The following is a 13,760-nucleotide window of genomic DNA, read 5'->3' as shown; positions in this document are numbered from 1 at the left end:
CGGTCACCGGATCGCAACCTGGGAGGTCTGTTGCGGCGGGTTCTGGCCCGGCACAATCTACGCGCGTTGTCCGATCGTGCCGAGAGAGGCCACCGATGTCGTTGAACCGCCGGAAGTTCCTGAAGAAGTCCGCTGTGACCGGGGCGGGGGTGGCCGTGGCGGGTGCGGGAGCGCCGGTGGCCGAGGCCGCGACCGACAAGCACGACGCGCACGAGGCGCATCACGGGGCGCACCCCGGCAAGCACCACGAGAAGCGGTACGCGCTGACCGTGATGGGCACGACCGATCTGCATGGCCATGTCTTCAACTGGGACTACTTCAAGAACGCGGAGTACGCCGACCCGGCGGGCAACGCGCTGGGGCTGTCCCGGATCTCGACGCTGGTGAACCAGGTCCGCGAGGAGAAGGGGCGGCACAACACGCTGCTGATCGACGCGGGCGACACGATCCAGGGCACCCCGCTGACGTACTACTACGCGAAGGTGGACCCGATCACCGCCAAGGGCGGCCCGGTGCATCCGATGGCGCTGGCGATGAACGCGATCGGGTACGACGCGGCGGCGCTGGGCAATCACGAGTTCAACTACGGCATCGAGACGCTGCGCACGTTCGAGAGCCAGCTGCGTTTCCCGCTGCTGGGCGCGAACGCGGTGGACGCGAAGACGCTGAAGCCCGCGTTCCAGCCGTATGTCATGAAGCAGATCCGGGTGCCGGGGGCGCCGCCGGTGAAGGTGGCGGTGCTGGGTCTTACCAATCCGGGCATCGCGATCTGGGACAAGGCGTACGTCCAGGGGAAGCTGGCGTTCGAGGGGCTTGAGGAGCAGGCCGCGAAGTGGGTGCCGAAGCTGCGCTCGATGGGCGCGGACGTGGTGATCGTCTCGGCGCACTCGGGTACGTCGGGCACGTCGTCGTACGGGGATCAGGTGCCGTACGTGGAGAACGCGGCGGCGAACGTGGCGCGGCTGGTGCCGGGGATCGACGCGATCCTGGTGGGGCACGCGCATCTGGAGATCCCGGAGCTGCGGGTCGTCAACGAGAAGTCGGGCAAGACGGTCGTGCTGTCGGAGCCGCTGTGCTTCGCGGAGCGGCTGACCCTGTTCGACGTGGAGCTGGTGCTGCGGCGGGGCAAGTGGGAGGTCGAGTCGGTCGCGGCCTCGCTGCGGGACTCGCGGACGGTCGCGGACGACCCGAAGATCACCCGGCTGCTGACGGCGGAGCACAAGGAGGTGGTCGCGTACGTCAACCAGGTGGTGGGCCGGGCGACCGAGACGCTGACGACGGTGGACGCGCGGTACAAGGACGCGCCGATCATCGATCTGATCAACAAGGTGCAGGAGGACGTGGTCAAGGCGGCGCTGGCGGGCACCGCGTACGCGTCGCTGCCGGTGCTGTCGCAGGCGTCGCCGTTCTCGCGGACCAGTGAGATCCCGGCGGGCGATGTGACGATCCGGGATCTGTCGAGCCTGTACGTGTACGACAACACGCTGGTGGCGAAGCTGCTGACGGGCGCGCAGGTGCGGGCGTACCTGGAGTACTCGGCGGAGTACTTCGTGCAGACCGCGCCGGGTGCCCCGGTGGACGTGGACAAGCTGACGAACGCGAACGACCGCCCGGACTACAACTACGACTATGTGTCCGGGCTGTCGTACGACATCGATGTGGCGCAGGCGGCCGGTTCGCGGATCAAGAACGTGACGTTCGGTGGGGCGCCGCTGGACGATGCCGCGCAGTTCGTGTTCGCGGTGAACAACTACCGGGCGAACGGCGGTGGCGCCTTCCCGTATGTGGCCTCGGCGAAGGAGCTGTGGTCGGAGTCCACGGAGATCCGGACCCGGATCGCGGAGTGGGTGACGGCCAAGGGTGAGCTGGACCCGAAGGACTTCGCGTCGGTGGACTGGAAGCTGACGCGGGAGGGCACGCCGGTGTTCTAGGACCGGGCCCGGGTGGACGGCGTCGGCGGGGGTTTCCCGTCGGCGCCGTTTTCCGTTGCGGGTCAGGCCGCTGGGACGGCCCGGGTGTCACAGCAGGCTGGTGACGCTGTTCTGGAGGGCGGCGACGTGGCCGGCGAGTTCGGCGGTGGCCTGGACGCCGGGGGCGATGAAGCCGAGCCAGCTCAGGATGCGGTTGCGGCGTGGTTCGTCGCGGGTGAGTTCGGTGTCGACCTCTTCGGCGGCGTGTACGAGAGCCGTGCCGTCCTCGTACTGGTCCTGGTGGCGGCGTAATTCTTCGAGCAACTGGCGTGCCGCGGTGCGCAGTTCGGCGATGGCGGCGTCGTGGTCGGGTGGGGTGGGGGTGTTGGTGGCGGTGGAGTGGTTGACGGCGACGGCGCTGTTGTCGATGGTGAGGTCGCCTCCACTCTGGATGCCGCTGTTGTGGCCGGGGGTGGTGTCGGGCATGGCGTCACCTTCCTGGAGTCATGGGCTGGCCAGGCTGGGCGGGCGGGCTGAGGGGGGTGAGGGGGCTGGATGCGGCGGGGCTCTGGCCGCGTCGGAGGGCGGCGGCGATGCTGCCTCCGATGCCGACGGCGGAGTCCTTGACCGTGAGGTTTCCCGCGGCGTACAGGCCGGTGTTGTAGATGGCGGTCTGGCGCTGGACGAGTTCGCCGGTGTCGATGTGGTGGTCTTCCAGGAACGCGACCAGGGCGTCGAGGACGCGGTGTTCGACGGTCTTGGCGTACAGCTCGCGGTCCATCTGCTGGAAGTAGCGGTAGTAGACCTGGTCGCCGGCCGCGTCGCGGATGCTGAAGGAGGCTCCGTAGTTGAAGGTGCGGTGGCGGATCTCGCGTGCCTGCCGGCGTTGTTTGCTCTGTTCGCTCAGAGGTGCGGTGAGCCCGGCGAGGACGGAGAAGGGTGCTCCGACGAGGGTGGGGAGGGTGCGTCGTGCGGCGGTGCCGACGAGGGCCCACCACTGGCGGGCGGTGGGGGCGTCGAGCATGCGGTCGGCGGCCCGGTACCGCTCGCGTACGGGGGTGAGGAGGGAGTTGCTGGCTTCGAGGAACAGCATCCTGCCGTCGGACAGGAGGGCGCAGCGCAGGAAGAGGGTGGCGGCGAGTTCGCCGCTCCAGCCGGTGACACGGATGGCGAGGTAGGGGCGGGCTCGGCCGTTTCCGTCTTCGCGCAGGTCGCGGAGGAGGGTGGCGGAGACCTGCTCGCGGGGTGGTCCGGCGTTGTCGGGGAGGAGTTCGCCGCGGGTGCGGTCGTCGACCGCGTACAGGAGGTCGGCGCCGTTGACGAGCAGGAGGTTCTCGACGTGGACGCCGGGGAGTTTGAGGTCGCCGATGTGTGCGGCGAGGTGGTCGTTGAGTTCGTGGACGGTGAAGGGGGTGACCTGCTTGCCCTCTTGGGGGCGTGCGGTGTCGAGGGCGAAGGACCAGGTGCTCATGGTGGTGCCGTAGCCGACGAAGGGGGCGTAGGGGGAGAAGACGACGACGTTGCCGCGGTCGCGTCTTTCGATGGCCGCGATGCGGTGCCGGTGCCGGGTGCTGGTGGGCTGTGGGGCCTTGCCGGGGTCGAAGTTCTCGCGTTTGAGGTGTCGGGCCAGCACGCCGTAGTGAACGGCGAGTGATTCGAGGGCGACGATGATCCAGGCGACGAGGAGTCCGCCGAAGAGTGCGGTGCCGGGGGCGTTCGGCAGGATGACGAGGGCGATGATGATCAGCAGGGTGAGGACGACGTCGCGTTGGATGTGGCGGCGGCGGGCGGCCAGTGCGTGGCGCAGGACGCAGGCGAGGTCGACGCCGGGTGAGGAGGCGACGGCACGGCGCGGTTCATCGATGATCTGCTCGACGGCTTGTCGGGCGAGCTTGGTGTCGGTGTGGACGGCGGCGCACAGATACCGCGTGATGTCGCGGGCGAAGCGGGGGTCGGGGATGCTGGGGGGAACGGCGGGTGGTGCGGGTGGCGGGATGACGGTCATGCTCTGCTGCCTCTCCTGTGCGCGCGGATAGGGGCGGCCTGTGCGGCGAGAGCGTCGAGTCGTACCTCGCCGTCGGCGGCGTCGGAACGGGTCGGCCGGTTGTTCCCTGGGCGTTCACGGCATTCGGCCATCGGGGGCGGGGGCGGAATTGCCGCTCGCTGATGCGGTCCGGCGTGCAATGCCGTGATCAGAAATGCCATCGCGGTGAGACCGGGTAAGTCGATCACCGAACGGAAGAAAGGGTCTTCCTGCGGGAAATGGACCGCGAGGAATATGCCCCCCGCCACCACTACCACCCGGCTCACATGCCCCCGTTGCAGCGACATGCCGGGACGGTATCAGCGCACAGAGATACGGGGGAGGGGTAGGGAATATCCCCGTGTCCTTTCGCACCCCCTCCCGTGGTTCTTCACCTGGGTCGCACAGATCCCCCTACGGGCGCGCCGAGGGTGATGGGGGATTCCGCTTTCTGCCGGGTTCCGGGGACCGAGGCCGCCTGTTCGAGGCCGAAGGTCGTGAACGCCGTTCGGGTCGGCAGCGGGTACTGCTCCTTGCCCGCCAGGGAGTTGAGGATGCGGGCGCTGCGCCAGGCGGTGAGGCCGAGGTCGGGGGTGCCGACGCCGTGGGTGTGGAGTTCGGCGTTCTGGACGTGGACGGCGCCGGTGACGGCGGGGTCCAGGACGAGCCGGAACGCGTCGTCGATCAGGGGGCGGCCTGCGCTGTCACGGCGCAGGTGCGGGGTGAGTCCGGCGAGGACGCCGTCGAGGGGGCGCTGGCGGTAGCCGGTGGCGAGGACGACGGCGTCGGTGGCGAGGCGGGTGCGGGTGCCCTGGTCGTGGTGTTCGAGGTGGAGTTCGACCTGTCCGGTGCCCAGGCGCCCCGCGGTGCGGACGTGGACGCCGGGGGTGAGGACGGCGTCGGGCCAGCCGCCGTGGAGGGTGCGCCGGTACAGCTCGTCGTGGATGGCGGCCAGGGTGCCCGCGTCGACGCCTTTGTGGAGCTGCCACTGGGCGGGGACGAGCCGGTCGCGGACGGGTTCGGCCAGGGCGTGGAAGTAGCGGGTGTGGTCGGGGGTGAAGTGTTCCAGGCCGAGCTTGGAGTACTCCATGGGGGCGAAGGCGGGGGTGCGGCCGATCCAGTGCAGGCCCTCGCGGCCCTGGGGGCGGTGGCGCAGGAGGTCGAGGAAGACCTCGGCGCCGGACTGTCCTGAGCCGACGACGGTGACGTGGCCCGCGGCGAGCAGGTCGTCGCGGTGGGTGAGGTAGTCGGCGGCGTGCAGGACGGGGACGCCGGGTGCGGCGGCGAGCGGGCGCAGGGGTTCGGGGACGTGGGGGGCGGTGCCGATGCCGAGGACGAGGTTGCGGGCGCGGGTACGGCCGAGGGATTCGGCCTGGCCTTCGGCGTCGAGCCGGGTGAAGTCGACCTCGAACACCTCGCGTGCGGCGTCCCAGCGGACGGTGTCGACCTGGTGGGAGAAGCGCAGTCCGGGCAGTTGCCGGGCGACCCAGCGGCAGTAGGCGTCGTACTCGGCGCGCCGGATGTGGAAGTGCTCGGCGAAGTAGAAGGGGAAGAGGCGCTGGCGGGCGCGCAGGTAGTTGAGGAAGCTCCAGGGGCTGGTGGGGTCGGCGAGGGTCACCAGGTCGGCGAGGAAGGGGACTTGGAGGGTGGCGTCGTCGATGAGCAGGCCGGGGTGCCAGTGGAAGCCGGGGCGCTGTTCGTAGAAGACGGCGTCGAGTTCGGCCAGCGGGTGGGCGAGGGCGGCCAGGGAGAGGTTGCAGGGTCCGATGCCGATGCCGACGAGGTCGCGGGGGGATGCGGGCTCGTGCCGTGGGGGGTGGGTCATCTGGGCGTGTGTCCTTCGACGAGTTTCAGGAGGTGGGCGAGGTCGTCCGGCCGGGTGTGGGGGTTGAGGAGGGTGACCTTGAGCCAGAGGCGGCCGTCGGCGCGGGCCCGGCCGAGGACGGCGCGGCCCTGGTGGAGCAGGGTGCGGCGGACGGTGGCCACGGTGTCGTCGGGGGCGTGGGCGGGCCGGAACAGGACGGTGCTGATCCCGGGGGCGCGGTACAGCTCGAAGCGGGGGTGGGCGCGGACGAGGGCGGCGAACTCCTCGGCGCGGGCGCAGACCTGGTCGACCAGTTCGGCGAGTCCGGTGCGGCCGAGGGTCTTGAGGGTGACGGCGGCCTTGAGGATGTCGGGGCGGCGGGTGGTGCGCGGGGAGCGGCCGAGGAGGTCGGGATACCCGGCGTGGGTGTCGTCGTCGGCGTTGAGGTAGTCGGCGCGCTGGTGGAGGGCGGTCAGTTCGGCGGGGCTGGCGACGGCGAGGAGTCCGGCGGCGACGGGCTGCCAGCCGAGTTTGTGCAGGTCGAGGGTGACGGTTTCGGCGGCATCGAGTCCGGTGAGCCGGTCGCGGTGGCGGTCGCTGAACAGGAGTCCGCCGCCGTAGGCCGCGTCGATGTGGAGGCGGGCGCCGTGGGCGGTGCAGCGGGCGGCGATCTCGGGGAGGGGGTCGATGAGCCCGGCGTCGGTGGTGCCCGCGGTGGCGGCGACGAGGGCGGGGCCTTCGAGTGCGGCGAGCGCGGTGTCGAGGGTCGCGGGGTCCAGGGTGCCGTCCGGGGTGGGCAGGACGAGCGGGGCGGGCAGACCGAGGAGCCAGGCGGCGCGGGGCAGGGAGTGGTGGGCGTTGGCCCCGCAGACGAGGGTGAGCGCGGTGCCGTGCCGTTCACGGGCGAGGAGCAGGGCGAGCTGGTTGGACTCGGTGCCGCCGGTGGTGACCAGGGCGTCGGCGAGTCCGGCCTGGCGGGCGAGGGCGCGGGTGACGCGGGCCTCCAATGCGGAGGCGGCGGGGGCCTGGTCCCAGGAGTCCAGGGAGGGGTTCAGCGCGCTGACGGCGAGGTCGGCGGCGGTGGCGACGGCGAGCGGGGGGCAGTGGAGGTGGCCCGCGCAGAGCGGGTCGGCGGGGTCGGCGGCCCCGGCGGCGAGGAGGCGGACGAGGGTGTGCAGGGCGTCGGGGTCGCCGTGCTCGGGCAGTACGTCCCCGAGGGCTTGTGCGACCCGGGTGTCCACGGCGTGCGGCCCTCCGGCGGGCAGCGGTCCGCCCCGGTCCCGCGCGCCCGCCGCGAGTGCGTCGAGCACGGTCTCCAGCAGGGGCCGCAGCGCGTCGGGGCCGTGCGGTCCGGCGGCGAGGGGCGGCGTGCTCATGGGCTCTCCTGCGGGGCGGGTACGCCGGCCGGGCGGATTTGGGGCCGGGTGTCCGCGATGTCCAACGACGGAGAGCGGTCGTGGGTACTGCCGTGCGGGGAAAACACGTCGGAGGAGTACGTGTACGGGCTTGCCGTCGGCGGGAGGAGTGCCGCGCCGGGCGGTGCCGCGGAGGGTGGCCTCCGCGTGAGGGCACCGCCCGGCGCCCCTGTCGGCTATTCGCCCCGTACGCGCAACGCCCGTGCCAGGTCGTCCAGTTCGTCGATCAGCTTGCGGCGCAGGGCCGTGGGCGGGGCGTCCTCGCGCAGGCAGGTCTCGCCGAGGGTCAGGGTCTCGCGGTCGACGGCGTGGCGGGGGAAGGCCCAGGCGCCCGCGGCGGCGGCGATGGCGGGGCCCCGGCGGGCGGCGAGGGCGGGGGCCTCCTTGAAGTAGCGGGTGACGTACTCCCGTACCAGATCGGCCTGTTCGGGCTGCCAGAAGCCGAGGGCGGTGGCCTTGAAGAGGTAGTTGGAGAGGTCGTCGCCGGTGAACATGGCGTCCCAGGCGGTCCGCTTGGCCTCCGGGTCGGGCAGGGCGGCGCGGCAGCGGGCGGCGCCCTCCTGGCCGCTGGCGGAGGGGTCGCGTTCCAGCTCGGCGGCGATGGCAGCCTCGTCGGTGGCGCCGAGCACGGCGAGCCGGCCGAGGATGCGCCAGCGCAGCTCGGGGTCGAGTTCGGGTCCGCCGGGCACGGTGCCGTCGGCGAGCCAGGCGGCGATGGTCTCGGGGTGGGCGGCGACGTCGATGAAGTGGCGTACGGCGATCAGGCGCAGCCCGGGGTTGTCGCCGTCCTCGGTGCGGCGGATGAGGTCGCGGCAGAGCGAGGTGAGGGTGGCGAGCGCGGCGGGCCGCTCCTCGGGGGTGAGGTGGCGCAGCGCGATGTGGCCGATGGCGAAGGCGAGGACGCCCTCGACGAGGGCGAGGTCGGTCTCCAGCGGGAGGTGGGCGCGGGCGGTCTCCAGGTAGGCGGCGGGCGGGAGTTCGCCGTCGCGTACGGCGTCGCGCAGGGCGTTCCAGACGACCGCGCGGGTGAGCGGGTCGGGCAGCCCGGACAGGCTGGTGCGGATCGTCTCGAAGGAGTCGGCGTCGAAGCGGATCTTGGCGTAGGTGGGGTCGCCGTCGTTGAGGACGACCAAGGCGGGGCGCTTGCCGATGGGGGCGGGCCCGGTGTGCGGGATGTCGAGACCGAGGGGTGCGCGCGGGGTGAGGCGGCCCTCCTCGGTGAGGTCGTGGTCGTAGAGGCCGACGGTGATCCGGTGCGGGCGGCTGCCCTCGTGTGCGACGGTGAGGGTGCGGGTGCCGTCCTCGGCGGAGCCGATGTGCGCGGTGAGCTTGTCGACGCCGGTGGTGCGCAGCCAGGCGTCGGCCCAGGCGTGGACGTCGCGTTCGGTGGCGGCGGCGAGGGAGTCGATGAAGTCGGCGAGGGTGGCGTTGCCGAACCGGTGCCGCTCGAAGTGGATGTTGATGCCCGCGAGGAAGTCCTTCTCGCCGAGCCAGGCGACGAGCTGGCGCAGCGCGGAGGCGCCCTTGGCGTACGAGATGCCGTCGAAGTTGAGGAGGGCGGCGGCGGTGTCGTCGACGGCCTCGGGGGCGACGGGGTGGGTGGAGGGGCGCTGGTCGGCGTCGTAGCCCCACGCCTTGCGGGTGACGCCGAACTCGACCCAGGGCTCGGTGAAGCGGGTGGCCTCCAGGGTGGTCTGGTAGCCCATGTACTCGGCGAAGGACTCGTTGAGCCAGATGTCGTCCCACCACTTGAGGGTGACGAGGTCGCCGAACCACATGTGGGCCATCTCGTGCGCGATGACCATGGCGCGGGTCTGCCGCTCGGTGTCGGTGACGGCGGAGCGGTAGACGAACTCGTCGCGGAAGGTGACGAGTCCGGGGTTCTCCATGGCGCCCGCGTTGAACTCGGGGACGAACGCCTGGTCGTAGGAGTCGAAGGGGTAGGGCTCGGCGAACTTCTCGTGGTAGCGGTCGAAGCAGGCGCGGGTGACGTCGAAGATCTCGTCGGCGTCGGCGTCGAGGTGGGGGGCGAGGGAGCGGCGGCAGTGGATGCCGAAGGGCAGCCCGCGGTGTTCGGTGTGCGCCGAGTGCCAGGGGCCCGCGGCGACGGCGAGGAGGTAGGTGGAGATCAGCGGGGTGGTGGCGGCCTTCCAGCGGCCCTCGCCGAGGTGTTCGGTGACGCCGTTGGCGAGGACGGTCCAGCCCTCGGGGGCGGTGACGGTGACGTCGAAGACGGCCTTGAGGTCGGGCTGGTCGAAGGCGGCGTAGACGCGCTGGACGTCGTCCAGGAAGAGCTGGCTGTAGACGTAGGTCTCGCCGTCGGTGGGGTCGGTGAAGCGGTGCATGCCCTCGCCGGTGCGGGAGTAGCGCATGACGGCGTCCAGGACGAGTTCGTGCGCGCCCTCGGTGAGGTTCTTCAGCGGCAGCCGGTTGCCGTCCAGGGTCTCGGGGTCCAGGGGCTGTCCGTCCAGGGTGACGGTGCGCAGCTCGGCGGGCTTCAGCTCGACGAAGGTGTCCCCGTCGGACCGCGCGCTGAACGCGATCACGGTACGGGAGCCGAAGGTCTCGTCCCCGGTGGTGAGGTCGAGGTCGACGGTGTAGCGGTGGACGTCGATGAGCTGTGCTCGGGCTTGCGCTTCGTCGCGCGTCAGTACGGACATGCAGGCCATGCTGCCCGATGCCGCCGGTGCCGGACAGAGGCGGACCGGTACATGGCTTATGTCCGCCCCTCGCCCGCTCTTCCCCCGGCTCACCAGAGGCTTCGTGTCCCGCTCCTCCCTCAGTTCGCCGGGGGCTTCGCCACGTCCTCGGCGATGCGTTCGTGGTGGCGGATCACCTCGGCCACGATGAAGTTGAGGAACTTCTCGGCGAAGGCCGGGTCCAGGCGGGCGTCCTCGGCGAGGCTGCGCAGGCGGGCGATCTGGCGGGCCTCGCGGGCCGGGTCGGCCGGGGGCAGCTGGTGGCGGGCCTTGAGGCGGCCGACCTGCTGGGTGGCCTTGAAGCGTTCGGCCAGCATGTGGACGACGGCCGCGTCGATGTTGTCGATGCTCGCCCGCAGCCGCTCCAGCTCCTCGCGGACCTCGGGCTCGACGTCACCGGTACCGGTGTTGCTGATGGTCATGGGCGACAACCCTAAGGGGCGCGGCCCGGCACCGTTCCCGGGCGGTCGGGGCGGACCTATGGTGGAGGGGGCTTCCCGGCGTCTTTGGGGGTGCGGACGTGGCGAACGGCGGACCGGTCGAGCACGGCTTTCCTCATCTGGCGACGGTGCGCAGAGCGGTCACCGCGCTCTACAAGCGGCTGTCGTACGACGTGGTGGAGACCTTCGCGACCAGTGTGGCCCCGGCCGACGTGGCCTTCGGGGACGCGGACGACCTGCATCTGGGCGCCCAGCGGGTGGCGCGCGAGCTGGTGGGGCACTTCCGGCTGCCGGACGCCCGGCTGATCGTCGGCTTCCGGGAGATGACCCAGGCGGCGAACGTCGAGCTGGCGGCGGGCCCGGAGTACTTCGTGGAGCTGAACGACCGCTTCCGCACCCACCGCGAGGACATCGGCGCGGCCCTCGCCCACGAGGTCACCCACGTCTATCTGCACCGGCTCGGCCTGGCCTTCCCGACCACGGCGGAGAACGAGATCCTGACCGACACGGTGGCGGTGTACCTGGGCGCGGGCTGGCTGCTCCTGGACGCCTACCGCGAGCACGGTCCCGCCTCGCAGAAGCTGGGCTATCTCACCCCGGAGGAGTTCGGGTACGTGCTGGCCAAGCGGGCGCTGCTGTTCCACGAGGACCCGGCGGTGTGGTTCACCAGCCCGCAGGCGGCCGACGCCTACGCCAAGGGTCTCGCCCGGGCCCGGCACGACGAGCGCAGGCCCCCGCTGACGGCGGCGGGCCGCCCGGCCCGGCTGCGCTACGCCCACCACCGCCGCCATCCCCTGCGTACGCCGGCCCCGGAAGCGGGCTACACCTTCGCCTCCGGGGCCGACGGGCGCCCGCGTGTCTCCTTCGACTGCCCGGTCTGCCACCAGCGGATCAGGGTGCCGGTGCGGGGCCGGGTCAAGGCGCGGTGCGGGCTGTGCCGCACGGTGCTGGAGTGCGACACCTGAGCGAACCGGTGGGCTCAGTCGGGCAGCCGGTCCAGGAGCCAGATCGCCAGTTCCTCGGTGACGGCGGTGTGGGCCGTCGTGTCGGAGGAGCAGAGGTAGTCGTCGACGTCGGCCTCGTCCGGCGGCAGGTCGTCGACGTTCGCGTACAGGTCCTTCTGCTGGTCCAGGTCGCGGATCGAGACCGCGCTGACCGTGGGCACGAAAGAGACCTCCGGGTGCCGCAGGTCGACCTGGGCGCCCGCCTTCTTCAGCGCGTCGGCGAGGATGCCGTAGGAGCGCAGGGTGCCGCCGGGGGCGCCGTCCAGCTCGGGGAAGTCGCTGGTGGTGATGGTCTTCTCGGCGGCCGGGAAGCGCCGCTTCAGCTCGGCGACCGTGACGTTGCGGCCCTGGGCCTGGGCGGAGAAGGAGGTGCCGGGGTAGACCCGGTCCACCTTGAGCACGGTCTCGCCGGGCAGGACGGCGATGCCGGTGCCGTCGCCCCGGCCGTTGGCGACCGCCAGGAGACGGGGGATGCGGGGCCAGCCGCCGACCTGCTGGAGCTGTTCGAGGAACTGGGTGCGCTCGGGGGCGATCCCGCTCTCACCGGTCTTCGGGTCGTAGTGGCGCCAGAGCATCTGACGGGCGGCGGGGCTGTCCATCTGCCGGGCGAAGTCGTTCGCCACGGGGATGAAGTGCGAGAACGCCTGGAGCCCGACGGGGATGTACGCGCCCCGGTGCGGGGTGTCGTACGAGAAGTAGACGCCGACCTGGTGGTCGACGCGCTGCATCTCCATCCTGGCCAGCGCGTAGCGGGTGATCAGGCCGCCCATGCTGAAGCCGCCCACCGTGAGGCGGGTGCCGCCCAGCCGTTCGGCGTTGGCCCGCATGATGGCGGCGGTCGCGGTCTGGGCGTTGTCGAGGATCGAGGCGGTGCGCTCGTCGAAGCCGAGCAGGATGACGTCCCGGCCCCGGCGGCGCAGTTCGGTCAGGAAGGGGAACTGGCCCTGGTCGAGGCCCGCGTAGAGCCAGTCCAGGTCGCTGCGGCCGAGGTTGAAGCCGTCGGCGACGATCACCGGCCGCATGATGCCCTGGTTGCGCTCGCCGTAGTAGACGTGGGCGAAGCCGCCCGGCAACTGCCACTTCTCGTCGGGCTCGGGGGCCCGGTACCCGGCGGGCGGCGCGGCGGCCAGCGGGCCGGTGAGCGTGAACTCCCCTACGCTGCGCTCGGCTTGTTCGTTCTGCTCGGACAAGGCCGTCTCCTTCCGGATCCGCGCACGGCGCAGCGGCCCGCCAGGCGCGGGTCGCGTGACTGCGGTGGGCGCGATGATCCGGGACATCATCAGCACGCCCTCCCACCTGCGCGGACGTGAATCGCGGGTCTGTCATCCCTAAGAGTGCGCGGGACGCGGGGCGGTGACGCGGTATCGGGAAATCAGCTGATCACAGCCGGACGGGCGGCGCTCCCCCGCCGTTCGCCCACCGTCCGCTCCGGTCCGATAGTTTGTTCGCCGCCGCCCCACCGGCTCATCCTGTCCCACTCTTCCCCGAGTCCTTCCCCGAGGAGCCGGCCGTGACCGCCGAGTCCGACGTGACCACCTGCTTCCGCCATCCCACGGTGGAGTCGCACGTCCGCTGCACCCGCTGCGACCGCTACATCTGCCCGGACTGCATGCGCGAGGCGGCGGTCGGCCACCAGTGCGTGGAGTGCGTGAAGGAGGGGACGCGCTCGGTCCGGCAGGCGCGGACGGCGTTCGGCGGCAGGATCAGCGCGGTGCCGCTGGTGACGTACGCGCTGGTCGGCCTGAACGTGCTCGCCTATCTCTGCGAGCTGGTCCGGCCCTCCCTGGTGGACCGCTTCGGGATGCTGGGCGCGGGGCTGCTCGGGCCGGACGGCGGGCACTACCTGTGGCAGTACCCCTACGACCCGGTGCTGCGCCCGGAGGGCCTGGCGGACGGCCAGTGGGAGCGGCTGCTGACCGGATCGTTCCTGCACATGCCGCCGGACGAGGGCATGGGGATGGTGCACATCGTGATGAACATGGTCTCGCTGTGGAGCATCGGCCGGGTGGTGGAGATCCAGTTGGGGCGGGCCCGCTATCTCGCGCTGTATCTGCTCTCCGCGCTGGGCGGCTCGGTGCTGGTGCTCCTGGTCGCCCCGGACGACCTGACGATCGGCGCCTCGGGCGCCATCTTCGGTCTGGGCGCGGCCTATTGGGTGATGGGGCGCCGTCTGGGCTACGACATGCGGGCGGTCAACCAGTACATGACCGGTCTGCTGGTGTGGCTGGTGATCTCCGCGTTCATGACGTCCTGGGAGGCGCATCTGGGCGGCCTGCTGACGGGCGCTCTGGTGACGCTGGCCTACGCCTACGCGCCCCGGGACAAGCGCCGGACGCTGATCCAGGCGGGGGCGTGCGCGGCGCTGGTGGTGCTGCTGCTGGTGCTGACGTGGGTGAAGGTGGCGGGTTACACGAGCGGCATGGCCTGAGCCACGCGCCTCCCCCGGCCGGACGGCTGCGGACAGG

The 13,760-nt window shown here is 71.6% G+C and carries 10 protein-coding genes; 3 read left to right on the top strand and 7 right to left on the bottom strand.

The features are described 5' to 3' along the window. The first annotated feature begins 95 nt into the window (after positions 1–95). Positions 96–1,931 (top strand): bifunctional metallophosphatase/5'-nucleotidase, encoded by a 1,836-nt coding sequence (locus tag B079_RS0110110; RefSeq protein ID WP_018545679.1) that lies wholly within the window; start codon positions 96–98, stop codon positions 1,929–1,931. Positions 1,932–2,018: 87 nt separating this feature from the next. Here B079_RS0110110 and B079_RS0110105 read toward each other — a convergent pair whose 3' ends face one another. The 6 genes from B079_RS0110105 to B079_RS0110080 all read right to left on the bottom strand — a co-directional run bounded on the left by B079_RS0110105 (position 2,019) and on the right by B079_RS0110080 (position 10,273). Further along, positions 2,019–2,396, bottom strand: a complete 378-nt coding sequence (locus B079_RS0110105) for a hypothetical protein (protein WP_018545678.1) — start codon at positions 2,394–2,396, stop codon at positions 2,019–2,021. Between the two features lie 4 nt (positions 2,397–2,400). Beyond that, a complete protein-coding gene (locus B079_RS0110100) occupies positions 2,401–3,915 on the bottom strand; it encodes a hypothetical protein (RefSeq protein ID WP_018545677.1) in 1,515 nt (504 codons plus the stop codon). Between the two features lie 409 nt (positions 3,916–4,324). Continuing rightward, complete coding sequence (locus B079_RS31640; RefSeq protein WP_018545676.1) at positions 4,325–5,758, bottom strand: lysine N(6)-hydroxylase/L-ornithine N(5)-oxygenase family protein; 1,434 nt, start codon at positions 5,756–5,758, stop codon at positions 4,325–4,327. Then, the gene (locus B079_RS0110090) at positions 5,755–7,113 is read right to left on the bottom strand and encodes a pyridoxal phosphate-dependent decarboxylase family protein (RefSeq protein ID WP_018545675.1); all 1,359 of its coding nucleotides are present in this window, start codon (positions 7,111–7,113) and stop codon (positions 5,755–5,757) included. The genes B079_RS31640 and B079_RS0110090 overlap by 4 nt, the downstream gene beginning before the upstream one ends. Before the next feature lie 215 nt (positions 7,114–7,328). Continuing rightward, a complete protein-coding gene (gene pepN, locus B079_RS0110085; protein WP_026248543.1) occupies positions 7,329–9,812 on the bottom strand; it encodes an aminopeptidase N in 2,484 nt (827 codons plus the stop codon). 119 nt (positions 9,813–9,931) lie between these two features. Then, the gene (locus tag B079_RS0110080) at positions 9,932–10,273 is read right to left on the bottom strand and encodes a chorismate mutase (protein WP_018545673.1); all 342 of its coding nucleotides are present in this window, start codon (positions 10,271–10,273) and stop codon (positions 9,932–9,934) included. A 98-nt stretch (positions 10,274–10,371) separates the two neighbouring features. On the opposite strand from B079_RS0110080, the gene B079_RS0110075 reads away from it, so the two are divergent. Beyond that, positions 10,372–11,256, top strand: coding sequence for a hypothetical protein (locus tag B079_RS0110075; protein ID WP_018545672.1), 885 nt, complete (start codon positions 10,372–10,374; stop codon positions 11,254–11,256). 14 nt (positions 11,257–11,270) lie between these two features. Here the strand turns inward: B079_RS0110075 and B079_RS0110070 are convergent, their stop codons facing one another. Then, positions 11,271–12,581 carry a hypothetical protein gene (locus B079_RS0110070; RefSeq protein ID WP_018545671.1) on the bottom strand — a complete coding sequence of 437 codons (1,311 nt, stop codon included), beginning with the start codon at positions 12,579–12,581 and terminating at the stop codon, positions 11,271–11,273. A gap of 224 nt (positions 12,582–12,805) precedes the next feature. On the opposite strand from B079_RS0110070, the gene B079_RS0110065 reads away from it, so the two are divergent. Next, positions 12,806–13,723: a rhomboid family intramembrane serine protease gene (locus tag B079_RS0110065; RefSeq protein ID WP_018545670.1), complete on the top strand. Its 918-nt coding sequence runs from the start codon at positions 12,806–12,808 to the stop codon at positions 13,721–13,723. Positions 13,724–13,760 lie beyond the last annotated feature (37 nt).

The sequence above is a fragment of the Streptomyces sp. LaPpAH-108 genome (assembly GCF_000373625.1).
Classification (GTDB): Bacteria; Actinomycetota; Actinomycetes; order Streptomycetales; family Streptomycetaceae; genus Streptomyces.
The sequence above is the reverse complement of the archived record's forward strand: the minus strand, read 5'-3'. Positions and strand labels throughout refer to the sequence as shown.

Excerpts from the sequence above, each read along its gene's own strand:
- B079_RS0110110 (WP_018545679.1), top strand. The coding sequence starts at position 96 with ATGTCGTTGAACCGCCGGAAGTTCCTGAAGAAGTCCGCTGTGACCGGG.
- B079_RS0110080 (WP_018545673.1), bottom strand. The coding sequence starts at position 10,273 with ATGACCATCAGCAACACCGGTACCGGTGACGTCGAGCCCGAGGTCCGC.
- B079_RS0110090 (WP_018545675.1), bottom strand. The coding sequence starts at position 7,113 with ATGAGCACGCCGCCCCTCGCCGCCGGACCGCACGGCCCCGACGCGCTG.
- pepN (WP_026248543.1), bottom strand. The coding sequence starts at position 9,812 with ATGTCCGTACTGACGCGCGACGAAGCGCAAGCCCGAGCACAGCTCATC.
- B079_RS0110105 (WP_018545678.1), bottom strand. The coding sequence starts at position 2,396 with ATGCCCGACACCACCCCCGGCCACAACAGCGGCATCCAGAGTGGAGGC.
- B079_RS0110100 (WP_018545677.1), bottom strand. The coding sequence starts at position 3,915 with ATGACCGTCATCCCGCCACCCGCACCACCCGCCGTTCCCCCCAGCATC.
- B079_RS31640 (WP_018545676.1), bottom strand. The coding sequence starts at position 5,758 with ATGACCCACCCCCCACGGCACGAGCCCGCATCCCCCCGCGACCTCGTC.